Genomic DNA, 22,979 nt, shown 5'->3' with positions numbered 1-22,979 from the left:
ACTGGAATGGATGGGGATGAAGTTGTCTTCCTGCGCCAATTTCATATGCCTTCCCAGTGGAGTCGGCTGGGCTTTTTGCCTGCTAGGCTGGGTCGGATTTCACTATCTGGCTGCTTCGTTGATCAGTATGGCAGTCAACCGGGTGCATGCACGCCTAACCAGCGCTTAGTTTTTGCTGAACGGCATTTTTGATCGCTATGTGGCCGACTTTCGACTTTTGTCTTTTTTACTATCCAGCACCGTCAGCTGCAGCGGCCAGATTGAGCATAGGAATAACAGGCATGCGGGAACAAAGAAGAAAAGGCCCGGAAAGTGCAATCTTTGCTCTTCAGGGGTTCGCAAAAGCGAGATGCCCACGCCCAATGGTATTGCGAGCAGTAAACCGCCGAACCAATATTGCCACCGAGATGTGGCAAGACGCCGTCCAAATATGGCGACGTAAAAGAAGCCGGATGCCAGAATAAAAGCAGCCAGAGGTGTAGTCAGCAATGGCGAGAAGGTGGGGACCGTATCCTGAGGCGCTGCGCCACCGAGTAGCGCCAGCGGGATGCTTGCGACGACTATAAGGCATCCAAACGTCATTGAAATGCCGCGAATGGTGTTCGACAGCAGGGTCGAAAATTTCATGATCGACAAAGGCAGTGGTTGATTGTCAATATTATATCGCGCTCTGGGGCCTGCCGTCGTTTTCTAGTCAGGAATTTTGCGCTTTGCCCCGGCGCCTCCCGGCGCGCCACCGCGCAGCGGTGGCAGATGGGCGATTCGGAGAGGGCTCCGCTTGCAAGCGGAGCCCTTCGAATCCCCCGCGCAAGGCCCGCAGGGGCCTTGCTTCTCTCCGCCATGAAACAAATGCAAAAAGGCCACCCGAGGGTGGCCTTTCTACATTTGTGTTCCTGGCGGAGAGAGGGGGATTCGAACCCCCGATAGGCTATGAACCTATACACGCTTTCCAGGCGTGCGACTTAAACCACTCATCCATCTCTCCTGCTCTCCCGCATTCGGGAGCGGCGTATTATAGCAAAGATTTTCCGTACCACCAACCCTTTTCCAGGCCGCGTTACGAAGTCTCCTTGAGCTGCTCCAGGATCGCCGGATTCTCCAGGGTCGACACATCCTGCGTGATCGTCTCGCCCTTGGCCAGCACCCGCAGCAGCCGCCGCATGATCTTGCCCGAACGCGTCTTGGGCAGGTTGTCCCCGAAGCGGATTTCCTTCGGCTTGGCGATCGGACCGATCTCCTTGCCGACCCAGTTGCGCAGCTCCAGCGCCAGCTTCTTCGCTTCCTCACCGGTCGGCCGCGCCTGCTTGAGCACCACGAAGGCGCAGATCGATTCGCCCGTCGTGTCGTCCGGCTTGCCCACCACCGCCGCCTCGGCCACCAGCGGGTTGGCCACCAGCGCCGATTCGATCTCCATCGTGCCCATGCGGTGGCCCGACACGTTCAGCACGTCATCGATGCGCCCGGTAATGGTGAAGTAGCCGGTATCCTTGTTGCGGATGGCGCCGTCGCCGGCCAGATACATCTTGCCGCCCAGCTCCTCCGGGAAGTAGCCGGCCTTGAAGCGGTCCGGATTGTTCCAGATGGTCCGTATCATGGACGGCCACGGACGCTTCACCACCAGGATGCCGCCCTGCCCGTTCGGCACGTCATGCCCGACCTCGTCCACGATGGCCGCCATGATGCCCGGCAGCGGCAAGGTGCAGGAACCCGGCACCATCGGCGTCGAGCCCGGCAGCGGGGTGATCATGTGGCCGCCCGTCTCGGTCTGCCAGAAGGTGTCCACGATGGGGCAGCGCTCGCCGCCGACCTGCGTGTAGTACCACATCCACGCTTCGGGATTGATGGGCTCGCCCACCGTGCCCAGCAGGCGCAGCGAGGACAAATCGAAATTCTTCGGATGCACCTTGGCGTCCACGTCCGAGGCCTTGATCAGCGACCGGATCGCCGTCGGCGCCGTGTAGAAAATGCTGACCTTGTGCTTGGCGATGGTCTCCCAGAAGCGCCCCGCGTTGGGATAGGTCGGCACGCCTTCGAACACCACTTGCGTCGCGCCCACCGCCGTTGGGCCGTAGGCGATGTAGCTGTGGCCCGTCACCCAGCCGATGTCCGCCGTGCACCAGTACACGTCGGACGGCTTGATGTCGAAGCTCCACTTCATGGTCAGCGCGGCCCACAGCAGGTAGCCGCCCGACGAGTGCTGCACGCCTTTCGGGGTGCCGGTCGAACCGGAGGTGTACAGGATGAACAGCGGATGCTCGGCCTCCACCCATTCCGGCTCGCACTCGGCCGATTGGCCTTCCACCAGCTCGTGCAGCCACAGGTCGCGGCCTTCCTTGAAGTTGATGTTGCCGCCAGTGCGCTTGTAGACGATCACGTCCTTGATGGTGTCGCAGCCGCCCAGCGCCAGCGCTTCATCCACGATGGCTTTCAGCGGCAAGTGCTTGCCGCCGCGCGATTGTTCGTCAGCCGTGATCACCGCCACCGCGCCGGCGTCGATGATGCGCTCCTGCAGCGACTTGGCGGAGAAGCCGCCAAACACCACCGAGTGCGTGGCGCCGATGCGCGCGCACGCCTGCATGGCGGCCACGCCTTCCACCGACATCGACATGTAGATCACCACGCGGTCGCCCTTCTTGATGCCGCGCGCTTTCAGGCCGTTGGCGAACTTGCAGACCTTCTCGTGCAGCTGCTTGTAGGTGACGTTGGTGACCTGGCCGTCGTCGGCCTCGAAGATGATGGCGGTCTTGTCCGCGTTGCCGTTGGCGAGGTTGCGGTCCAGGCAGTTGTAGGAGACGTTCAGCTTGCCGTCCTCGAACCATTTGTAGAACGGCGCGTTGTCTTCGTTCAGGGTGCGGGTGAAGGGCTGCTTCCATTCGATGTGCTCCTTCGCCAGGCGCGCCCAGAAGCCTTCGTAGTCGGCTTCCGCTTCCGCGCACAGGGCGTTGTAGCCCTCCATCCCGGAGACCGCGGCCTGCGCCGCGAAGGCGGCCGGCGGGGCGAACACGCGGGATTCTTGTGGACCTTGCTGGGTGGTGGTGCTGCTCATGTTGGGTCTCCAGTGTAGTAATCGTTTGCTAATACCTTAACTGCCATCGCTTACTGATGCCTTACATAACGGCGCTGGCTGGACGGACAGCGCCTTGGCCATTCTACCAATCTTTCATTTGCGCCGACGGGCCCTGCGCCAGTGCGATTGCCCCTCAGCCCGTGTAAAATGTCGGCAGTTCGATTTTGCCCCTTTCCGGAGAACCGCCGCATGACCGATCCGTATTCCAAGAAACCAGAACCCAGACTGCGCCCCATCCCGGCCTTCATCTTCATGACGCGCTGGCTGCAGCTGCCGCTTTACATCGGCCTGATCCTGGCGCAATGCGTGTACGTGTTCCACTTCTGGGTCGAGTTGAAGGATCTGATCGGCGCCGCCATGGGCAATGAGGCTTCGCTGCAGCACATCTTCCAGGCCGTCGCCGTGCCGGGCGCGCCGGTACCGGACAAACTCAACGAGACCACCATCATGCTGGTGGTGCTGGGCCTGATCGACGTGGTCATGATCTCCAACCTGCTGGTGATGGTGATTATCGGCGGCTACGAAACCTTCATCTCGCGCATGAACCTGGAAGGCCACCCGGACCAGCCGGAATGGCTGTCGCATGTGAACGCCTCCGTACTGAAGACCAAGCTGGCCATGGCCATCATAGGCATCTCGTCCATCCATTTGCTGAAGACCTTCATCAACGCCGCCGTCTACGAGCCCAAGGTACTGATTTCGCAGACCGTGATCCACATCGTATTCCTGCTGTCGGCACTGGCCATCGCCTACACCGACCGCATTACGACCAACACCCACAACGAATCCAAACACCATTAATTCTCGCGAGAACATCATGACCATCATAAAGCAAGAAGACCTGATCGAATCCGTCGCCGCCGCCCTGCAGTACATCAGCTACTACCATCCGGCCGACTACATCGAGCACCTGGCGCGCGCCTACGAATACGAGCAGAGCCCGGCCGCCAAGGACGCCATCGCGCAGATCCTGACCAACTCGCGCATGTGCGCCGAGGGCAAGCGTCCGATCTGCCAGGATACCGGCATCGTCAACGTCTTCCTGAAGATCGGCATGGGTGTGCGCTTCGAAGGCTTCACCGGCACCGTCACCGACGCCGTCAATGAAGGCGTGCGCCGCGCCTACAACTACGACGACAACAAGCTGCGCGCCTCCATCGTGGCCGACCCGCACTTCGACCGCAAGAACACCAAGGACAATACCCCGGCCGTGGTCCACATGGAACTGGTCGAAGGCAATACCGTCGACGTCAAGGTCGCGGCGAAAGGCGGCGGCTCCGAGAACAAGTCCAAGATGATCATGATGAACCCGTCCGACTCGCTGGTGGACTGGGTGCTGAAAACCGTGCCGACCATGGGCGCAGGCTGGTGCCCGCCGGGCATGCTGGGCATAGGCATAGGCGGCACCGCCGAGAAAGCCATGCTGATGGCCAAGGAAGTGCTGATGGAAGACATCGACATGTTCGAACTGAAGCAGCGCGGCCCGCAGAACAAGCTGGAAGAACTGCGTATCGAACTGTGCGACAAGATCAACGCCCTCGGCATAGGCGCGCAGGGCCTGGGTGGCCTGACCACCGTGCTGGACGTGAAAATCATGACCTACCCGACCCACGCCGCCTCCAAGCCGGTCGCCATGATCCCCAACTGCGCCGCCACCCGCCACGGCCACTTCGTGCTGGACGGCTCCGGCCCGGCCTACATGACCCCGCCGCCGCTGTCGACCTGGCCTGATGTGTCGTGGGCGCCGGATACCGAGAAATCCAAGCGCGTCAACCTGGACACCCTGACCAAGGAAGAAGTCGCTTCGTGGAAGCCAGGCCAGACCCTGCTCCTGAATGGCAAGATGCTGACCGGCCGCGACGCCGCCCACAAGCGCATCCAGGACATGCTGGCCAAGGGCGAGCCGCTGCCGGTGGACTTCAAGAACCGCGTGATCTACTACGTGGGTCCGGTCGATCCGGTGCGCGACGAAGTGGTGGGTCCGGCCGGTCCGACCACCGCCACCCGCATGGACAAGTTCACCGAGATGATGCTGGAGAAGACCGGCCTGATCGCCATGATCGGCAAGGCCGAGCGCGGCCCGGCCGCCATCGAGGCGATCCAGAAGCACAAGTCGGCCTACCTGATGGCGGTGGGCGGCTCGGCCTACCTGGTGTCGAAAGCGATCAAGCAATCGAAGGTGCTGGGCTTTGCCGACATGGGCATGGAAGCCATCTACGAGTTCGAGGTGGAAGACATGCCGGTGACCGTGGCCGTGGATGCCTCCGGCACCTCGGTGCACAACACCGGCCCGAAAGAGTGGCAAGCCAAGATCGAGCAGCTGAACGTGCCCATCGTCACCGCCTGATCCATCACTCCGCATCGGCGGACCGCCGCGCACGCGGAAATCCGGGCACTACCCGGATTTCCTCCATGCTGAATCCGCGAACCCGCCGCCTGGACTCCCGCCGCGCCTCTCAACAAGGACACCCGAGTTGATCCCCCTGCCTCCCTTCAGCGATCCCGCCGACGCCCCGGTCGGCATCTTCGATTCCGGCGTCGGCGGCCTGTCGGTGCTGCGCCACATCCGCGCGCTGCTGCCCGCCGAACACCTGATCTACGTGGCCGACACCGCCCACGCCCCCTACGGCGACAAGACCGAGGACTACGTGGCCGGGCGCGCCCTGGCCGTGGCCGCCTTCCTGGTGGAGCGCGGCGTGAAGGCGCTGGTGGTGGCCTGCAATACCGCCACCGTGGCCGCCATCAAGGCTGTGCGGGCGCGCTATCCGGAATTACCGGTGGTGGGCGTAGAACCGGGCCTTAAGCCCGGCGCGGCCGCCACTCACAGCGGCAAGGTCGGCGTACTGGCCACAGCGCGCACCCTGCGCGGCGAAAAATTCCTGCTGCTGCGCGACCAGATCCACGCCGCCACCCAGGCCGAATTCCTGCTGCAGCCCTGCGTCGGCCTGGTGCAGCTGATCGAGGAAGGCCAGCTCGATACGCCGGCCACGATGGAACTGCTGCACCGCTACGTCGACCCACTGATCGCACAGGGCGCCGACACCCTGGTGCTGGGCTGCACCCACTACCCCTTCGTCAAGGATGCGATAGGCCAGGTGGCCGCGCAGGCTGCCGGTGGCCCCATCGAGCTGATCGACACCGGCACCGCCGTGGCGCGCCAGCTCAACCGCCTGCTGGAAGCCGGCGCCCTGCAGCGCCCGGCCGCGCAGGGCCAGATCGTCGGCTACACCACCGGCAGCGCGGCAGCCCTGGGCAGCGCCTTCCGCACCCTGCTGGGGCTGGAGGTGAAGGTGGAAGAACTTGCCATTTAGGCACCAGGAAAAATAATCCACAATAAGGGTTTGCATGAAAGCACCCCGGCTTGTATAATGCGGGCCTGCCGTTGCTAACGCGAAGGCAGTGAGAGAAATACACCAGTGGTGGCTGTAGCTCAGTTGGTAGAGTCCAGGATTGTGATTCCTGTCGTCGTGGGTTCGAGTCCCATCAGCCACCCCAAGATTTCAAGATCAAGCCGGCGCAAGCCGGCTTTTTCTTTTTCCGCGCCTGCCGGATATCGTTTCCCCGCTTGGTGGATTTCGCAATTGCCGCCCCCAGCACGGCCTCGCAGAATGTGGTCTGCATTCCCATCACGGAGACGACACCGATGCAGATCGAAAAGCCGGGCGCGGCGCTGGCCGCCGCCATGCTGCTGGCCCTGTCCGCCCACACCGCCTGGGCGCAGGGCATACGCACCATCACCGTGGACGCCAACGCACCCGCCACGCCGCGCGACAAGTTTGCCGACCTGTCGGTGGGCTCCGACTATCCCGGCACCCTGCTGCGCGAGGACAGCCTGGCGCAGCTGAAGACCGCCCACGATGAACTGGGCTTCCGCTACCTGCGCTTCCACGCCATCTTCCACGACGTGCTGGGCACCTACAAGGAAGTGGACGGCCAGGCGGTCTACGACTGGAGCAAGATCGATACCCTGTACGACCGCATGCTGAAGATAGGCATCAAGCCCTTTGTCGAACTGGGCTTCACGCCGCACGCCATGCGCTCGTCCGAGCAAACCATTTTCTACTGGAAGGGCAATACATCCCATCCCGATCCGGCCAAGTGGGCAGCCCTGGTGGACGCCTTCGTGCGCCACCTGCGCCAGCGCTACGGCGCCGAGGAAGTGCGCTCCTGGCCGTTCGAAGTCTGGAACGAACCCAACCTGGACGGCTTCTGGGAAAAAGCCGACCAGGCCGCCTATTTCGCCCTGTACGATGTCACCGCCCGCACCCTGAAGGCCATCGACCCCGCGCTGCGCGTGGGCGGCCCCTCGACAGCCGGCGCGGCCTGGGTGCCGGAATTCCTGGCCCATGCCAGGCAAAGCGGCAGCGCCGTCGATTTCGTCACCACCCATACCTATGGCGTGGACGGCGGCTTCCTCGACGAACAGGGCAAGGACGACACCAAGCTGTCCCCGTCCCCGGACGCCATCACGGGCGACGTGCGCCGCGTGCGCCAGCAAATCCAGGCCAGCCACCTGCCCAACCTGCCGCTGTACTTCACCGAATGGAGCACCAGCTACACGCCGCGCGACCCGGTGCACGATGCCTATCTCAGCGCGGCCTACATCCTGGACAAGCTGAAAGCCGCCCAAGGCCTGGCCCAGGGCATGAGCTACTGGACCTATAGCGACCTGTTCGAGGAACCCGGCCCGCCCACGGCGCCCTTCCAGGGCGGCTTCGGCCTGATGAACCCGCAGGGCATACGCAAGCCGGCCTGGTTCGCCTATAAATACCTGCACCAGCTGGGCGACACCGCCCTGGCCGGCGCCGACGCCCGCAGCCATATCGCCCGCAGCGGCCAGGCCCTGCAGGTGCTGGCCTGGGATTTCACCACGCCGCAGCAGGACCGCAGCAACCGGCCCTGGTACACCAGCGTGCAGCCGGCCACGCCGGCGCCCTCGCTGCGCCTGCAATTCCAGGGCCTGCGCCCGGGCCGCTACGCGGTGCAGATCGACCGCACCGGCTACCAGGCCAATGACGCCCATACCGCCTACCTGCGCATGGGCTCGCCCGTCACCCTGGACAGCAAGCAGCTGGCGCAGCTGCAGTCGCTGACGGCCGACCGCCCCGAAACGCGCACCGTGCGCGCCGACGCGCGCGGCCGGGCCGTGCTCACCATCCCCATGCGCCGCAACGACGTGGTGCTGGTCAAGCTGGCCCCCAAGAAAGACTTGTAATGCCTGGTTAATTATGAAAAGATCGCCCGCTTGTACTTACGGGGGATCCCCATGCATCAAGGCAGCACAGAACTCAAGCGGGGCCTCAAGAGCCGCCACATCCAGCTGATCGCCCTGGGCGGCGCCATCGGCACTGGCCTGTTCCTCGGCATCGCCCAGACCATACAGATGGCCGGGCCCTCGGTGCTGCTGGGCTATGCCGTGGCCGGCATGATCGCCTTCTTCATCATGCGCCAGCTGGGCGAAATGGTGGTCGATGAACCTGTGGCCGGCTCCTTCAGCCATTTTGCCGACAAGTATTGCGGCCACTGGGCGGGTTTCATGTCGGGCTGGAACTACTGGGTGCTGTATGTGCTGGTCAGCATGGCCGAGCTGACGGCGGTCGGCATCTACATCCAGTACTGGTGGCCGGGCATCCCGACCTGGGCGTCGGCGCTGGCCTGCTTCCTCATCATCAACGCCATCAGCCTCAGCAACGTAAAGGCCTTTGGCGAGATGGAATTCTGGTTCTCCATCATCAAGGTGGCCGCCATCGTCGGCATGATAGGATTTGGCGGCTGGCTGCTGCTGTCCGGCGCGGCCGGGCCGGAAGCATCCGTGGCCAACCTGTGGCGGCACGGCGGCTTCTTCCCCAACGGCGCCAGCGGCCTGGTGATGGCCATGGCCGTGATCATGTTTTCCTTTGGCGGACTGGAGCTGGTCGGCATCACGGCGGCCGAGGCCGACGATCCCGCGCATTCCATCCCGCGCGCCACCAACCAGGCCATCTACCGCATCCTGATCTTCTACATCGGCGCGCTGGGCATATTGCTGTCGCTGTATCCGTGGCAGAAGGTGGCCGGCGGCGGCAGCCCCTTCGTGCTGATCTTCCACGCCCTGAACAGCAACGCCGTGGCCCATGTGCTGAACGTGGTGGTGCTGACGGCCGCCCTGTCGGTCTACAACAGCTGCGTGTACAGCAACACCCGCATGCTGTACGGCCTGGCGCGCCAGGGCAACGCGCCGCGCCTGCTGCTGCGGGTGAACGCGCGCGGCGTGCCGCTGGCGGCGCTGGCGGTATCGGCCGGCGCCACGGCGATCTGCGTTGCGGTCAACTACTTCATTCCCGGCAAGGCCTTTGAACTGCTGATGGGACTGGTGGTGTCGGCCCTCATCATCAACTGGGGCATGATCAGCTGGATACACCTGCGCTTCCGTGCCGCCAAGCGCGCCGCCGGGCAGGCCACGGGCTTCCGCAGCCTGGGCTATCCGCTCACCAATTACCTGTGCATGGCCTTCCTGGCCGGCATCCTGGTGGTGATGTTCCTGACGCCGGACTTGCGCCTGTCCGTGTACCTGATACCGGCCTGGCTGGCGGCCCTGGCGCTAGGATACCGCTACCGCGCTGTTACATAAAATTCCCGCTGGCTATTGCCATGTGGAATTAGTTTGCGGCTACAATATGTATAGCCTTTGCATCCCCATGCAAAGCCAAACAGACCCTCTACAAGGATTGCCGCCGCGCCCAAGCGTCGCGCGGGGCATCAAAGCCAATGTCCGACATCAAACTCTCCGAAGTCAGCACCTACAGCAAGGATACTCCCGTAGGCCGCCCTGACACCGACGGCCGCGCCGGCGTGTTCGTCCCCACCGAGGCCTTTGACGCCGCCGCCAATGCCGCCATCCGCAAGGGTTCCGGCATTGTCGGCTTCGGCAACCCCGATGGCTCCCTCACCGTCTACTTCGAAGGCAACCGCTTCGACGAAACCAGCCTGCACAAGTGGGAAAACAAGGCCCGCAAGGCCTATGACCGCATGGTGATGAGCGCCCCCACCGTTTCCAAGGCCAAGATCGACGCCCGCATGCTGGAACAGATCGGCACCATCGACGGCATGGGCATCAATCTCAAGCGCCCGGAACGCCTGCAGCAATGGCTGGCGCTGGCCAATGCCCTCGATACGGCGCCGGCCGACGCGGTGGTAGTCTGGGGTAAGAAATAAAGAATTTTCAGTAGGAAATAACACGGCTTCTAGTCCTACAAGATCTCGGACTATAGGCCGATGCCGGCTCAGCCCTGCCTGTCCTATGCTGGAGTCATACCGACTTTCCATCCACCCAGGACCGACAGGAGCACACCATGGCACGCTATCTCCCCCTCGCATACGGTACCCTGCTGCTGAGCATTGCAGCCGTTTCCACCTACGTGGTGGTGTCCGACGACACCCCCACCATGACCGCCAGCCATACCTCGCTTTACCTGGTGCGCTAAAGTGCGGGCCCCAATAAAAAATCCCGCTGCGGCGCAAGCCCCAGCGGGATTTTCTATTGGTGTAGCAGTTGCTTAGCGGTGGTGGTAGCCGCCGCGGTAACCGCCCCTGTAGCCGCCCCAGCGGTGGCCCCAGTTGCCGAACACGAAGTCGAAACCGACCGTCACCGGCGGGTAGTAGTAGGACGGCGCGGCATACACGGGCGGCGCCACGTACACCGGGCTGTACACCGGCGATGCGTACACGGGCTCGGTGTACACCACGGTGGTCGATGCCTGTTGCTGCACCACCGGCTCGGTGCTGTACACCACGTTCGGGCTGCCGGACACCCGGTTGGACGGCTCCACCGACACCGTGTGCCACTGGTAGGGATCGGACGGCTGCACGACACGCGCATATTGCGGCTGCTGTACGGCGCAGCCTGCCAAGGCCGCCACGGCGGCCACTGCGAACAAAGCTTTCATGGTAAACATCCTCCTTGATTCCCGTACTATAAATCCGTTTCCGGGTCCCGTACGCAGATTTACAGCCTGTTACACGCCGCAGCAACACGAAATAAAAAAGGGACCGCAGCGCGGTCCCTTGCAAACGTCGGCTAGGCCGGCGGGGAAATAATCAGTCCAGTTTCCAGGCGTAGTCGACCTTGGTCCAGGTCTCGGCCGGGGCGCCATCCTTGGTGCCCGGCTTGAACTTGCAGGCGGACAGGGCCTTGATGGCGGCCTTGTCCAGGTTCTTGAAGCCGCTCGACTTGTCAATCTTGGAATCGGCCACGGTGCCGTCGGGTTTCACCAGGAACATCATGGTCACGGTGCCCTGCTCTTCATTCATCAGCGAGGCTTTCGGATATTCGGCCTTGCAGTTTTTGGAATCGAAGCTGGCCGGCACTTCGGCGGCGAAAGCGGAACCCGACACCACGGCGGCAGCAACCAGACCCATCAGAACTTTTTTAGTAGACATTTGTTTTCCCCAATAATTCAATGATTTATATGGACAACAGCTTGATTTATGCGGCGCCCCATGCGCCGCTCGCTACTACAAAAACTTACAGCTTCCAGGCGTAATCGACCTTGGCCCAGGTTTGCGCCACGGCGCCATCCTTGGTGCCCGGCTTGAACTTGCATGCGGTCAGGGCCTTGATGGCGGCCTTGTCCAGGTTCTTGAAACCGCTCGACTTGTCGATCTTGGAGTCCACCACGTTGCCATCAGCCCCGACCAGGAAGGCCATGCTGACGGTGCCCTGCTCTTCGTTCAGCAGCGAGGTTTTCGGGTATTCAGCCTTGCACTTGGAGGCGTCGACGGTGGCGGGCACTTCGGCGGCGAAAGCGGCGGCGCTGGTGGCGGTCAGGATGATGGCGGCGATAAATTTGTTCATGATATGGATTCCTACGATCTTGTTATTGGCAGCCGGTGGCTGCTGGGGTTCGATTCGGCCGGAAATCCCGGCCACTTAAAAAACTGAGAAACTGAACAACTAAAACTTAGAACTCTTCCCACTCGTCATTGCCGGCGGTGGCGGCAGCGGCGGCGACTTTCTTGGGACGGGCCGGCGCGGCGGGCGCTGCGGCCGGTGCGGCGGCGGCCAGCTTCTTGACCGGACGGGCCAGGGGCTTGACCACGGCCTTGACCGGGGCGGCCACGGCAGCCACAGGAGCCGGCTGGTCGCCTTCGGCCAGCTTGAAGATGCTGACCACGCGCTGCAGCTCGGAAGCCTGGTCCTGCAGGCTCTGGGCGGCGGCGGCGGCTTCTTCCACCAACGCGGCGTTCTGCTGGGTCATGGCGTCCATCTCGATGATGGACTGGTTGACCTGGGCGATGCCGGCGCTTTGTTCCTGGCTGGCGTTGGCGATCTCGCTCATGATGTCGGTCACGCGGCGCACCGAGGACACCACTTCATCCATGGTCACGCCGGCCTGGCCGACCAGCTTGGTGCCGGCGCCGACTTTCTCGACCGAGTCATCGATCAGCGACTTGATTTCCTTGGCGGCGCCGGCCGAACGCTGGGCCAGGTTACGCACCTCGGAAGCCACCACGGCGAAGCCGCGGCCTTGTTCACCGGCGCGGGCTGCCTCGACAGCGGCGTTCAGCGCCAGGATGTTGGTCTGGAATGCGATGCCGTCGATCACGCCGATGATGTCCACGATCTTCTTGGCGGAGGCGTCGATCGAGCTCATGGTGTCGACCACTTGCGAGACCACCTTGCCGCCGCGAATGGCGACGTCGGAGGCGGCCGAGGCCAGCTGGTTGGCTTCACGGGCATTGTCGGCGTTCTGCTTCACGGTCGAGGTGAGCTCTTCCATGGCCGAGGCGGTTTTCTCCAGCGAGCTGGCCTGCATTTCAGTACGCGAGGACAGGTCGATGTTGCCGGCGGCGATTTCACGCGAGGCGGTACCGATGGTCTCGGTGCCGGTGCGCACCTGGCCGACGATGCTGACCAGGCTGTTACGCATGGCGTCCATTTCGGACAGCAGGCTGTCTTTCGAAGCGCTGCTGGTGTCGATGGCGATCGACAGGTCGCCGTTGGCAATGCTGCCGGCAATGGAGGCGGTGTAGTCAGGCTCGCCACCGAGCTGCTTCAGCAGGCCACGGGTGATGATGATGGCGGCGGTCACGGAGATCGCCACGGCCAGCAGGCCCATGATGATCATGAAGGTGCGGGCGCTGGAAAAGCCGTTGGCGGCGTCCACCTGCATCTGGGCGTTGAGCTTGTCTTCCAGGCCGCCCAGGGATTCCAGAGCGGTCATCCATTTTTTCTGGGCCGGACGGATTTCCTTCACCAGCACGCGGGTGGCTTCCTCGGCCTTACCGGCCAGCCACAGTTCCGAGGCCTTGGCAATGGCCGGGAGGGCCACGGCTTCGCTTTCCTTCACGGTGGCCAGCAGGGCTTTTTCTTCCGCGCTGGATTCCTTGGCGAACTGGGCGCTCAGCTTGTTCTGTTGATCGGCGTATTTGGCAGCCAGATCCTTGATGCGGTTCAGGTCAGCTTCCATGTCGGCCGGATCGGCGATCATGGTCAGCACGCGCAGCGAGTTGATGCGTTCGCTGACGTTGTTGCGCATGTCGACCACCAGGCGCGACACCACATTGTTCACGCTGATCACGTGGTCGAGACGGTCCTGGATCTGCGCCATGCGCACGATGCCGACGGCGGTGACGGCGACCAGGAAGATCAGTACCAGGGCGAATCCGAGGCCCAGGCGCATACCGACTTTCATTTTGGATAAATTCATTTGGTCTCTTCGTAAGTGACACTGCTTATATTTCCCCAGGACCGCCGGCCTGCTCCTGTACGCCTGGCGGCCCCACCGTACCTTTGTGACAAGCACTTTTTTAGGCTTCGCCACACTTGACTGCGCATGCAAACTTGGCTGTTCCACCCCGGCCAACTAGCATTAAAACTGCCCTACACAGACGCAGAACAACGGTGGATATGTGTGTGTATTCGTGAATTATAGATGCAAATTTTTCCGTAGGGCAAGCAAATACTGCCTGAAAAATGCACAGTGAAGATTTCTGCGTGGAAATAACAACAGAAAATTATTTTTCTTGACGGAAATTAATTTTGGGTTTACCGCTGACGCAGATGCTGCGCTTGCACAGCGCAAGCCGCTCAGTCAGCAAACCTCAGGCGCGCAGGCGCGCGGCCGCTTCCAGCAGGAGCTGGGCGTCGCCTGCGGCGAGCTTCTTGGAGTCCGACAGGGTCTGGCGGAAGGTGCGCGCACCGGGCAGGCCTTGCATGAGGCCCAGCATGTGGCGGGTGATGGAATTGAGCTTCAAACCCAGCGGGCCATATTTGGCGAGCTGGGCCTGGATATACGGCACCATGGCCTGCAGCACCTGCTCGCGGGTGGGCGCCGGCGCCGCGCCGCCATAGTAGCGCTGGTCGAAGGTGGCCATCAGGAAGGGGTTGTGGTAAGCCTCGCGGCCCAGCATGACGCCATCCACATGCTGCAGGTGCACATCGATCTCGGCCTCGGTCTTGATGCCGCCGTTGATGATGATTTCAAAGTCAGGAAAGTCGCGCTTGAGCTGATAGGCGACCTCGTACTTCAGCGGTGGAATCTCGCGGTTTTCCTTGGGCGACAAGCCCTTCAGGATGGCGTTGCGGGCGTGCACGATGAAGGTCGTGCAGCCGGCCTCGGCCACCGTGCCGACGAAGTCGCGCACGAAGTCATAGCTCTCGTTCTTGTCGATGCCGATGCGGTGCTTGACCGTCACATCGATGCTGACGGCGTCGCGCATGGCTTTCACGCAGTCGGCCACCAGTTGCGGCTCAGCCATCAGGCAGGCGCCGAAAGCGCCCTTCTGCACCCGTTCCGAGGGGCAGCCGCAGTTCAGGTTGATCTCGTCATAGCCCCATTGCTCGCCCAGCCTGGCGCTGGTGGCCAGGTCGGCCGGATCGCTGCCGCCCAGTTGCAGGGCCACCGGGTGCTCTTCCTCGTTGAAGCGCAGGTGGCGCTCGACGTCGCCATACACCAGGGCGCCGGTGGTGACCATCTCCGTGTACAGCCAGGTGTGACGGGTGATGGCGCGGTGGAACATGCGGCAGTGGCGGTCGGTCCAGTCCATCATCGGGGCCACGGACAGGCGGCGGCCAGTCCCGATGGCGGGCGCGGCGGTGTCGGCGGTGGCAATGATGGTCATGACGGCAACTATATGGGAACTGATGAAGGGCCGTCATTATACGCCAGGCCGGCACGGAGCGCATGCGAGCCCGGCCGGAGCGCCAGCACGGCGCAGCCGCGCAGGCGGTGGATGGCATGACTACGCAGTCAGCCGGCTGAGCCGGCCCGCGCCGCCGCCGGCTGCAGGGCGCGGCGGGGCGAACTGGTCCGGCGCCGGTTTGCCCGCAGGCGGCACTCAGGCGATGTCGATGCGCTCGTGCGGATGCAGCAGCTCGTAGGGCTGTTCTTCCTGGTGCATGGGGATGTAGAAGTGCAGTCGCTTGCCGCGGTGGAATACGCCGCGCAGCTGGTTGCATTTGTTCCAGACGTGGGCATAGGGATCGCAGACTTCCACCAGCGCCCACGGACTGTCGCCGTCGCCCTCGCGCACCAGGCGCACGCCAACGACATGGAAGAAGCGCGACAGCTCATGCTGAATGCTGTCTTCAGTGACGTCGCCAGTCAGGCCGGACAGGATGATCTGCATGCGCCCTCCTCAGGCCACGATGTTGAGGCCGCCGTCCACATAGACGGTGCTGCCGGTCAGCCGCCTGGCGTAGGGCGAGGCCAGGTAGGCGCAGGTGGCGCCGACGTCCATGATGTCGACCAGCTCGCCGATCGGCGCGCGCGCCACCGCTTCCGACAGCAGCAGGTCGAAATCCTTCAGCCCGGACGCCGCGCGCGTCTGCAGCGGGCCTGGCGACACCGCATGCACGCGGATGCCGCGCGGTCCCAGCTCGAAGGCCAGGTAGCGGCAGCACGCTTCCAGCGCCGCCTTCACCGGCCCCATCACGTTGTAGTTGGCCACCACCTTCTGGGCGCCGTGGTAGCTCATGGCGAACATGCTGCCGCCATGCGGCATCAGGGGCGCGGCCAGCTTGGCCATGCGCACGAAGGAATGGCAGGACACGTCCATGGCGCCCAGGAAGCCGTCCAGCGAGCAGTCCAGCAGTCCACCCTGCAAATCGTCCTTGGGGGCGTAGGCGATCGAGTGCACCAGGATGTCCAGCCCGCCCCACTGCTGCTCCACGGCCGCGAACACCGCTTCCAGCTGGCCGGGGTGCGCCACGTCCAGCGGCAGCAGCAGCTGCGCCTCCAGTTCCCGCGCCAGCGGCTCCACGTGCGGTTTGGCCTTGTCGTTCAGATAGGTCAGCGCCAGCTCGGCGCCCAGTTCGCGGAATACCTTGGCGCAGCCATAGGCGATCGAATGCTCGTTGGCGACGCCGACCACCAGCGCGCGCTTGCCCTGCAGGATGGGATATTTGGTGGGGATACTCATGGCTGCCGCTCCAGTAGCGCCAGGGTGTGGCGCGCGATCATCAATTCCTCGTTGGCCGGCACCACCCACACGGCAACCCGGCTGTCCGGGGTGCTGATGCGTTCCACGCCGGCGCCCGGCGTGCGGTTGCGCTCCTGGTCCAGCGCCACGCCCAGCCAGGCGGCGCCAGCGCAGACGGCGGCGCGCAAGCGCACGCTGTTCTCGCCTATGCCGCCGGAAAACACCAGCGCGTCGATGCCGCCCAGCGCCGCCGCCAGCGACCCCAGCTCACGGCCGATACGGTACACCAGCAGTTCGATGGCCAGCCGCGCGCGCGGATCGTCGCTGGCCTCCAGTTCGCGCATGTCGGACGACAGCCCGGACACGCCCAGCAGGCCCGATTCCGCATACAGCAGGTGTTCGATGGCGGCCGGCTCCATCTTGAGTTCCTCCATCAGGTACAGCACCACGCCGGGATCGAGGGCGCCGCAGCGGGTGCCCATGGGCAGGCCGTCCAGCGCGGTAAAACCGGTGGTGGCGGCCACGCTGCGTCCGCCCTGCAGCGCGCACATGCTGGCGCCATTGCCCAGGTGCGCGGCCACTACGCGTGCGCCGGCCAGCCGGGCGTCGGCCTGCGGCAAGTGGCTGGCCAGGTATTCGAAGGCCAGCCCGTGGAAGCCATAACGCTTGACGCCGCGCGAGGTGACCGAGGCCGGCAGCGCATAGGCCTGCGCCAGCGGTGGCTGGGTGGTGTGGAAGGCTGTGTCGAAGCAGCCCACCTGCAGCACCTGCGGCGCCATCGCGGCCATGGCGCGCACCGGCGCCAGGTTGTGCGGCTGGTGCAGCGGCGCCAGCGGCGTCAAGCGCTCCAACTGTTCGACCACTTCCGCATCCAGCACCAGCGGACGGCTGTAGCTGGCGCCGCCATGCACGATGCGGTGACCGATGGCGGCCACCCGGTGTCCGTCCAGGTGGCCGTGCGAAAAATCGACCAGGAAGGCCATGGCCTCGGCATGGGTCAGGCCATGCTCCCAGCGCCGCTCGCCTACCACGGCGCCGGCCGCGTCGCGCACGATGAAATGGGCATGCGGCGTGCCCAGGCCTTCGACCTTGCCGGTCAGCCCCACGTCCAGCCCGTCGCCGATGAACAGCGAGAACTTGATGCTGGACGAGCCAGCATTGATGACGACGATGCAATCGCTGGGCGCCATGCTCAGCTCCCCGCCAGCGGTGTGTGCGCGGCGCGGTGGTGCGCGATCAGCGAGGCCACGGCGCACGAGGCCAGGCGCGCCGCCACGCTGTCGGCGCGGCTGGTGAGGATGATGGGCACGCGCGCGCCCAGCACGATGCCGGCCGCCGCCGCGCCGGCCATGAAAGTCAGGCTCTTGGCCAGCATGTTGCCGGCCTCCAGGTCGGGCGCCAGCAGCACGTTGGCGCGCCCTGCCACCGGCGACACCAGGTGCTTGACGGCGGCCGCCTGCGGATTGACGGCGTTGTCCATGGCCAGCGGGCCATCCAGCACGGCGCCCGTGATCTGGCCCCGGTCGGCCATCTTGCACAGGGCCGCCGCCTCGATGGTGCTGGGCATTTTGGGATTGACGGTTTCCACCGCCGCCAGGATGGCCACCCGGACCTGCTCGAAACCCAGCACCTGGGCCAGGTCGATGGCGTTCTGCACGATGTCCACCTTGTCGGCCAGGGTGGGCACGATGTTGACGGCGGCGTCGGTGACGATCAGCGGGTCGGGATAGCCCGGCACGTCCATCACGAAGCAGTGGCTCAGGCGGCGCGCCGTGCGCAGCCCGGTGTCGGACCGCACCACGGCGCCCATCAGTTCATCGGTATGCAGGCTGCCCTTCATCAGGGCGGCGGCCTGCCCTTCACGCACCAGGGCCACGGCGCGCTCGGCCGAAGCGTGGCTGTGTTCGGTATCGACCAGCGGCAGGCCCGAGATATCGAGCCGCGCCTCGTCGGCGGCCTGGCGGATGCGCGCCTCGGGTCCCACCAGCAGCGGCGCCATCAGGCCCATGCCGGCGGCATCCAGCGCCGCCTCCAGCGCGTAGCGGTCGCAGGGATGGGCCACCGCCACGCGGGTCGCGGGACGGGCGCGGGCGGCGGCGATCAGGCGGTCGTAATGCGGGTGCGGTACGGCGGACCCGGTCATGCATTCTCCTTCACGGCCCTGGCCCTGGCCTTGGCGCGCGGCGCGGCCAGCTGCGGCGCCGTGTGGCCGAACAGGATTTCGACGCGGCGCAGGCGCTCGGCGCCGTCGCCGGACAGCGCGCCCTCGGCGCCGGCCACCTGGCGCACCACGGCCAAGGCGTGTTCGCGCCCTTCCTGGCTTTCCGGCAGCAGCAGCGGCAGGTCGCGCAGCGCTTCCTTCTCGGCCAGCTGCAGGATCACGTACTGTTCGCGCACGATAGTCTTGAATTGCACCAGGCTGAGGTCGGCGCCGCCCGAGGACCGCAGGCGCAGCTCGCGCAGGGTGGCGAAGGCGCGTTCGTCGGCCGCGCTCATTTCCGGGCTGCGGTAGATGTACAGCAGCGCGCGCACGATGGCCTCGGTCACGCCGCCCTCGGCGGTGCGCTGCGCCAGCGCGTGCTTGTGGGCCTGGATGGCGGCTTCGCGCGCGATGTCGCGGCCGATGCGGCGCGGGCGGCCGCCATCGGTGCGCAGCCCGACCAGGGCCTGCAGCACCGGCGAGCCGTACACGGACAGGAAGAAATTCTCCACCGCCGTGTCACGCACCTGCTGGTAGCCGTCCCAGGCCGCGATGATCTGGTCCGAGACGATGCCCTGCAGGCGCAGGAAGATATTGTCCGGCGCGGCCTGCTGGCGCCGCGCCCGCACCTGGGCTGCCAGGCCCTCGATCCCGTGCAGCAGCGGGTTCTGGCTGGAGTACAGGCGGTAGCGCAGGCGCGACGGATGCAGCTCGCGCATGCGCTCGGCGCTGGCGTCGTTGACTGAGGCGCGCACCAGCGGGCTGAGGAAGGTGCGGTACAGGCCCTGGTTGATTTCCGACAGGCGCGCCACGGTGGCGAAGCGGCGCTCGTCGTTGACGTCGTTGCCGCCCAGTGCCCGTAGCGCATCGAGGTTGCGGCGCTCGAAGCGCAGCACGTAATTCCCGTCCAGCATGTCGGAGTGCACGGTGTGTTCGTTCTTTTCCAGGAACACGGCCTCGTACAGCCCGGGCGGCATGATGTCTATCATGTCCATGGCTTCGGTGAATTCCTCATGCTCCTTGTTGGCCACCGAGGCCGACACGAAGATGCCCAGGTGGCCTATGGTCTCGTGCATGCAATAGATGATGGTCTGGCCGCCCGCCACCAGCGCCTCGTCGTCCTCGTACAGGTCCAGCACCCAGCCCAGCGCCTGCTGCGGCGGGGTGATGTCGTCGCCCCAGGAGCAGAACACGACAATGGGCGCCTTGACGTTGCGCAGGTCGATGCGGCGGCCCTGGCTGTCCAGCAGCGCGGCGTCGCTCAGGCGGTTGCCGACGAACAGGGAATCGGTGATGTACTGGATTTCCCCGGCGTTCAGCAGTACCGGGTTGCCCCACCATTTTTCAAACTCCAGGAAGCGCGGCGCCTCGGTGTCGATCTTGGAATACACATTGTAGTTCTTGCCCCAGTAGGTGTTCGAGGGATGCATGTTCTCGAAATTCTGCACCAGGTGGGCGCCGTCGAAGATGCCGTTGCCGAGGTCGCCCGAGAGCGAGGTCAGCCAGGTGCCGCCCAGCAGGCCGCCCAGGTAGCGCAGCGGATTCTTGCCGCGCACCCCGGCCCAGTAGGACAGCGGCGCGCCGGCCAGCACCAGCGGCCCGGTCAGGTCCGGATGCAGGGCGCTGGTCATCATGATCTGCCAGCCGGCCTGGCAGTTGCCGATCAGGGCCGGCTTGCCGTCCGCATGCGGATGCAGCGAGGCCACCTTGGCAATGAACTGGGCCTCGGCCGAGCACACGTCCTCGATGGTCTGGCCCGGCACCGGATGCGGGGTGAAGCCGACGAAATAGCAGGGATGGCCGGCGCGCAGCACCACGCCGATCTCGCTGTCCTGCTTCATCCCGCCGATGCCGGGGCCGTGGCCGGCGCGCGGGTCGAACACGATGAAGGGACGCTTGCACGGATCGGGCTCGGGCATGCCCTCGGGGTTGGCGATGCGCAGCAGGCCATAGTTGCAGGGCCGCTCCAGGTCGCGCCCGGACATGATCAGCTCATGGCCGAAGTGCAGCACATTGGGCGCCAGTTGGGCGGCGCGCTGGTTGTAGTCGTCGCCGCGCTGGCGCAATACGTCCAGGAACAGGATGGAGCGCTGGGTGGCGTCGGTCCAGTATTCGACGGCCTGCTTGCCCAGTTCAAACGGGTTGGCCGGCCAGCCGGGCCAGGAAGCGGACGCGGCCGGCTGTGCGGCGGCGGCGAAGTTGAAGGGAAACCAGCTTTGCAGCGGTTCGAACTTGAAGTCAGTCACACGCACTCCTCCATGCCATTAGCGGCGCTGTGCACCGCACCATACGCGTCCGGTCCATCCTGACCGGAGCCACGACCTGCGCGCTAGTATAGCACTGCAAAATCGTTAACCCTCCGTATCCTCAGTCTCTTGCGCGATGCAACATACCGGGGCCGAAAAAAAACCCGCCGGCGGCGGGTTTCTGGTGCGGCGGCGCCCAGGGGCGCTGTGCTTATGCGCCTTCGCGCGAAGCCTTCTTGCGCTCGTGCTCTTTCAGGTAGCGCTTGCGCAGGCGGATCGATTTCGGGGTGATCTCCACCAGCTCGTCATCCTCGATGAACTCGACCGCGTATTCCAGCGACAGCTGGATGGGCGGCACCAGGCGCACGGCTTCGTCGGTACCGGAAGCGCGCACGTTGGTCAGCTGCTTGCCCTTGATGGGGTTGACCACCAGATCGTTGTCGCGCGAGTGGATACCGATGATCATGCCTTCGTACACGGGGGTGTTGTGCTCGACGAACATGCGGCCGCGGTCCTGCAGCTTCCACAGGGCGTAGGCGACGGCGGCGCCGTCGTCCTGCGAGATCAGCACGCCGTTGCGGCGGCCGGCCAGCTCACCTTTCGAGGTGTCGACCGGGGCGTAGGCGTCGAACACGTGGCTCATCAGGCCGGTGCCGCGGGTCAGGGTCATGAACTCGCCCTGGAAGCCGATCAGGCCACGGGCCGGGATGCGGTACTCGAGGCGCACGCGGCCCTTGCCGTCCGATTCCATGTTCTGCAGGTCGCCACGGCGGCGGCCCAGTTCTTCCATCACGCCGCCCTGATTGGCTTCTTCCACATCCACCGACAGCATTTCGTACGGCTCATGGCGCACGCCGTCGACCATCTTGAACACCACGCGCGGACGCGACACGGCCAGCTCGAAGCCTTCGCGGCGCATGTTTTCGATCAGGATGGTCAGGTGCAGCTCGCCGCGGCCCGAGACTTCGAAGATGGTGTCGTCGTCGGTCGGCAGCACGCGCAGGGCCACGTTGGATTTCAGTTCCTTGTCCAGGCGGTCGCGCAGCTGGCGCGAGGTCACGAATTTGCCTTCGCGGCCGGCCAGCGGCGAGGTGTTGACCATGAAGTTCATGGTCAGGGTGGGCTCGTCCACGGTCAGCATGGGCAGCGCTTCCGGGGTATCCGGGGCGCACACGGTGGAGCCGATGCCGATGTCTTCGATACCATTGATCAGGATGATGTCGCCGGCCACGGCTTCATCGACCAGCACGCGCTCCAGGCCCTTGAAGTTCAGCACCTGGTTGATGCGGCCCTTGGTCGGAGTGTCGCCGGGACCGTTCAGGAATACCACGTCCATGCCGGCCTTGACGCGGCCGCGCGAGACGCGGCCGATGCCGATCTTGCCCACGTAGGACGAGTAGTCCAGCGAGGTGATTTGCATTTGCAGCGGGCCGTCCGGATTGTCGTCGCGCACCGGCACGTATTTCAGGATGGCTTCGAACAGCGGCTTCATGTCGCCGCCGCGCACGTCTTCGGTCAGGCCGGCGTAGCCGTTCAGGCCCGAGGCGTAGACGATGGGGAAGTCCAGCTGCTCATCGGTGGCGCCCAGCTTGTCGAACAGTTCGAAGGTCTGGTTGATGGCCCAGTCGGCGCGCGCGCCGGGGCGGTCGATCTTGTTGACCACGACGATGGGCTTCAGGCCCAGGGCCAGCGCCTTGCGGGTCACGAAGCGGGTCTGCGGCATCGGGCCTTCCTGGGCGTCGACCAGCAGCAGCACGGAGTCGACCATGGACAGCACGCGCTCCACCTCGCCGCCGAAGTCGGCGTGGCCGGGGGTGTCGACGATGTTGATGTGGGTGCCTTCGTACTCGACGGCGCAGTTCTTCGACAGAATCGTGATGCCACGCTCTTTTTCGAGGTCGTTGGAGTCCATGACGCGGGTGTCGACGGCCTGGTTTTCACGGAAGGTACCGGACTGGCGCAGCAGTTGGTCCACCAGGGTGGTCTTGCCATGGTCCACGTGGGCGATGATGGCGATGTTGCGGATTGCGCGTTTAGTATTAGACATGATCGTTATATTGTGCTG

Annotated in this window: 20 protein-coding genes and 2 tRNA genes; 8 read left to right on the top strand and 14 right to left on the bottom strand. The window is 64.5% G+C overall.

What is annotated here, in order from left to right:
- Positions 1-195: 195 nt before the first annotated feature.
- From ACLB1G_RS13825 to acs, 3 genes are all read right to left on the bottom strand, one after another.
- Positions 196-627 carry a hypothetical protein gene (locus ACLB1G_RS13825; RefSeq protein WP_491627801.1) on the bottom strand — a complete coding sequence of 144 codons (432 nt, stop codon included), beginning with the start codon at positions 625-627 and terminating at the stop codon, positions 196-198.
- 267 nt (positions 628-894) lie between these two features.
- A tRNA-Ser gene (locus ACLB1G_RS13820) sits at positions 895-985 on the bottom strand.
- A gap of 72 nt (positions 986-1,057) precedes the next feature.
- Positions 1,058-3,046 (bottom strand): acetate--CoA ligase, encoded by a 1,989-nt coding sequence (acs, locus tag ACLB1G_RS13815; RefSeq protein WP_491627800.1) that lies wholly within the window; start codon positions 3,044-3,046, stop codon positions 1,058-1,060.
- Positions 3,047-3,256: 210 nt separating this feature from the next.
- Between acs and ACLB1G_RS13810 the strand changes: the two genes are divergently transcribed.
- The 8 genes from ACLB1G_RS13810 to ACLB1G_RS13775 all read left to right on the top strand — a co-directional run bounded on the left by ACLB1G_RS13810 (position 3,257) and on the right by ACLB1G_RS13775 (position 10,530).
- Positions 3,257-3,868, top strand: coding sequence for a TIGR00645 family protein (locus tag ACLB1G_RS13810; RefSeq protein WP_491627799.1), 612 nt, complete (start codon positions 3,257-3,259; stop codon positions 3,866-3,868).
- A 16-nt stretch (positions 3,869-3,884) separates the two neighbouring features.
- Positions 3,885-5,414 (top strand): fumarate hydratase, encoded by a 1,530-nt coding sequence (locus tag ACLB1G_RS13805; protein WP_491627798.1) that lies wholly within the window; start codon positions 3,885-3,887, stop codon positions 5,412-5,414.
- 130 nt (positions 5,415-5,544) lie between these two features.
- Positions 5,545-6,378 carry a glutamate racemase gene (gene murI / locus ACLB1G_RS13800; protein ID WP_491628219.1) on the top strand — a complete coding sequence of 278 codons (834 nt, stop codon included), beginning with the start codon at positions 5,545-5,547 and terminating at the stop codon, positions 6,376-6,378.
- A 108-nt stretch (positions 6,379-6,486) separates the two neighbouring features.
- Positions 6,487-6,562 (top strand) — tRNA-His (locus tag ACLB1G_RS13795).
- A 148-nt stretch (positions 6,563-6,710) separates the two neighbouring features.
- Entirely contained in the window at positions 6,711-8,282 is a 1,572-nt protein-coding gene (locus ACLB1G_RS13790) for a GH39 family glycosyl hydrolase (protein WP_491627797.1), read from the top strand.
- Positions 8,283-8,333: 51 nt separating this feature from the next.
- Positions 8,334-9,677 carry an amino acid permease gene (locus ACLB1G_RS13785; RefSeq protein WP_491627796.1) on the top strand — a complete coding sequence of 448 codons (1,344 nt, stop codon included), beginning with the start codon at positions 8,334-8,336 and terminating at the stop codon, positions 9,675-9,677.
- 137 nt (positions 9,678-9,814) lie between these two features.
- The gene (locus tag ACLB1G_RS13780; protein WP_491627795.1) at positions 9,815-10,261 is read left to right on the top strand and encodes a hypothetical protein; all 447 of its coding nucleotides are present in this window, start codon (positions 9,815-9,817) and stop codon (positions 10,259-10,261) included.
- 137 nt (positions 10,262-10,398) lie between these two features.
- The gene (locus ACLB1G_RS13775) at positions 10,399-10,530 is read left to right on the top strand and encodes a hypothetical protein (protein WP_491627794.1); all 132 of its coding nucleotides are present in this window, start codon (positions 10,399-10,401) and stop codon (positions 10,528-10,530) included.
- A 72-nt stretch (positions 10,531-10,602) separates the two neighbouring features.
- Here the strand turns inward: ACLB1G_RS13775 and ACLB1G_RS13770 are convergent, their stop codons facing one another.
- From ACLB1G_RS13770 to typA, 11 genes are all read right to left on the bottom strand, one after another.
- On the bottom strand, positions 10,603-10,992 hold the full coding sequence (locus ACLB1G_RS13770) for a hypothetical protein (RefSeq protein WP_491627793.1): 390 nt from the start codon (positions 10,990-10,992) through the stop codon (positions 10,603-10,605).
- A 151-nt stretch (positions 10,993-11,143) separates the two neighbouring features.
- Positions 11,144-11,485: an energy transducer TonB gene (locus ACLB1G_RS13765; RefSeq protein WP_491627792.1), complete on the bottom strand. Its 342-nt coding sequence runs from the start codon at positions 11,483-11,485 to the stop codon at positions 11,144-11,146.
- 85 nt (positions 11,486-11,570) lie between these two features.
- Positions 11,571-11,900, bottom strand: a complete 330-nt coding sequence (locus tag ACLB1G_RS13760) for an energy transducer TonB (protein ID WP_491627791.1) — start codon at positions 11,898-11,900, stop codon at positions 11,571-11,573.
- 106 nt (positions 11,901-12,006) lie between these two features.
- Positions 12,007-13,755, bottom strand: a complete 1,749-nt coding sequence (locus tag ACLB1G_RS13755; RefSeq protein WP_491627790.1) for a methyl-accepting chemotaxis protein — start codon at positions 13,753-13,755, stop codon at positions 12,007-12,009.
- Positions 13,756-14,149: 394 nt separating this feature from the next.
- Complete coding sequence (gene dusA / locus ACLB1G_RS13750) at positions 14,150-15,169, bottom strand: tRNA dihydrouridine(20/20a) synthase DusA (RefSeq protein ID WP_491627789.1); 1,020 nt, start codon at positions 15,167-15,169, stop codon at positions 14,150-14,152.
- Positions 15,170-15,385: 216 nt separating this feature from the next.
- Entirely contained in the window at positions 15,386-15,676 is a 291-nt protein-coding gene (locus ACLB1G_RS13745; RefSeq protein WP_491627788.1) for an RNA recognition motif domain-containing protein, read from the bottom strand.
- Positions 15,677-15,685: 9 nt separating this feature from the next.
- A complete protein-coding gene (fabI, locus tag ACLB1G_RS13740) occupies positions 15,686-16,468 on the bottom strand; it encodes an enoyl-ACP reductase FabI (RefSeq protein ID WP_491627787.1) in 783 nt (260 codons plus the stop codon).
- Positions 16,465-17,658, bottom strand: a complete 1,194-nt coding sequence (locus ACLB1G_RS13735) for an acetate/propionate family kinase (RefSeq protein ID WP_491627786.1) — start codon at positions 17,656-17,658, stop codon at positions 16,465-16,467. Before ACLB1G_RS13735 ends, fabI begins: the two co-directional genes overlap by 4 nt.
- A 2-nt stretch (positions 17,659-17,660) precedes the next feature.
- The gene (locus ACLB1G_RS13730; RefSeq protein ID WP_491627785.1) at positions 17,661-18,611 is read right to left on the bottom strand and encodes a phosphate acetyltransferase; all 951 of its coding nucleotides are present in this window, start codon (positions 18,609-18,611) and stop codon (positions 17,661-17,663) included.
- The gene (locus tag ACLB1G_RS13725; RefSeq protein WP_491627784.1) at positions 18,608-20,914 is read right to left on the bottom strand and encodes a DUF3141 domain-containing protein; all 2,307 of its coding nucleotides are present in this window, start codon (positions 20,912-20,914) and stop codon (positions 18,608-18,610) included. The genes ACLB1G_RS13730 and ACLB1G_RS13725 overlap by 4 nt, the downstream gene beginning before the upstream one ends.
- Positions 20,915-21,125: 211 nt before the next feature.
- Positions 21,126-22,961: a translational GTPase TypA gene (typA, locus tag ACLB1G_RS13720; protein WP_491627783.1), complete on the bottom strand. Its 1,836-nt coding sequence runs from the start codon at positions 22,959-22,961 to the stop codon at positions 21,126-21,128.
- Positions 22,962-22,979 lie beyond the last annotated feature (18 nt).

The sequence above is a fragment of the Duganella kummerowiae genome (genome assembly GCF_053572355.1).
This window is presented reverse-complemented; position numbering and strand designations above follow the sequence as displayed.

What these genes read in the sequence shown, in the direction of transcription:
- ACLB1G_RS13825 (WP_491627801.1), bottom strand. Translation starts at nt 627, where the DNA reads ATGAAATTTTCGACCCTGCTGTCGAACACCATTCGCGGCATTTCAATG.
- acs (WP_491627800.1), bottom strand. Translation starts at nt 3,046, where the DNA reads ATGAGCAGCACCACCACCCAGCAAGGTCCACAAGAATCCCGCGTGTTC.
- ACLB1G_RS13810 (WP_491627799.1), top strand. Translation starts at nt 3,257, where the DNA reads ATGACCGATCCGTATTCCAAGAAACCAGAACCCAGACTGCGCCCCATC.
- ACLB1G_RS13805 (WP_491627798.1), top strand. Translation starts at nt 3,885, where the DNA reads ATGACCATCATAAAGCAAGAAGACCTGATCGAATCCGTCGCCGCCGCC.
- ACLB1G_RS13790 (WP_491627797.1), top strand. Translation starts at nt 6,711, where the DNA reads ATGCAGATCGAAAAGCCGGGCGCGGCGCTGGCCGCCGCCATGCTGCTG.
- ACLB1G_RS13785 (WP_491627796.1), top strand. Translation starts at nt 8,334, where the DNA reads ATGCATCAAGGCAGCACAGAACTCAAGCGGGGCCTCAAGAGCCGCCAC.
- ACLB1G_RS13780 (WP_491627795.1), top strand. Translation starts at nt 9,815, where the DNA reads ATGTCCGACATCAAACTCTCCGAAGTCAGCACCTACAGCAAGGATACT.
- ACLB1G_RS13775 (WP_491627794.1), top strand. Translation starts at nt 10,399, where the DNA reads ATGGCACGCTATCTCCCCCTCGCATACGGTACCCTGCTGCTGAGCATT.
- ACLB1G_RS13770 (WP_491627793.1), bottom strand. Translation starts at nt 10,992, where the DNA reads ATGAAAGCTTTGTTCGCAGTGGCCGCCGTGGCGGCCTTGGCAGGCTGC.
- ACLB1G_RS13765 (WP_491627792.1), bottom strand. Translation starts at nt 11,485, where the DNA reads ATGTCTACTAAAAAAGTTCTGATGGGTCTGGTTGCTGCCGCCGTGGTG.
- ACLB1G_RS13760 (WP_491627791.1), bottom strand. Translation starts at nt 11,900, where the DNA reads ATGAACAAATTTATCGCCGCCATCATCCTGACCGCCACCAGCGCCGCC.
- ACLB1G_RS13755 (WP_491627790.1), bottom strand. Translation starts at nt 13,755, where the DNA reads ATGAATTTATCCAAAATGAAAGTCGGTATGCGCCTGGGCCTCGGATTC.
- dusA (WP_491627789.1), bottom strand. Translation starts at nt 15,169, where the DNA reads ATGACCATCATTGCCACCGCCGACACCGCCGCGCCCGCCATCGGGACT.
- ACLB1G_RS13745 (WP_491627788.1), bottom strand. Translation starts at nt 15,676, where the DNA reads ATGCAGATCATCCTGTCCGGCCTGACTGGCGACGTCACTGAAGACAGC.
- fabI (WP_491627787.1), bottom strand. Translation starts at nt 16,468, where the DNA reads ATGAGTATCCCCACCAAATATCCCATCCTGCAGGGCAAGCGCGCGCTG.
- ACLB1G_RS13735 (WP_491627786.1), bottom strand. Translation starts at nt 17,658, where the DNA reads ATGGCGCCCAGCGATTGCATCGTCGTCATCAATGCTGGCTCGTCCAGC.
- ACLB1G_RS13730 (WP_491627785.1), bottom strand. Translation starts at nt 18,611, where the DNA reads ATGACCGGGTCCGCCGTACCGCACCCGCATTACGACCGCCTGATCGCC.
- typA (WP_491627783.1), bottom strand. Translation starts at nt 22,961, where the DNA reads ATGTCTAATACTAAACGCGCAATCCGCAACATCGCCATCATCGCCCAC.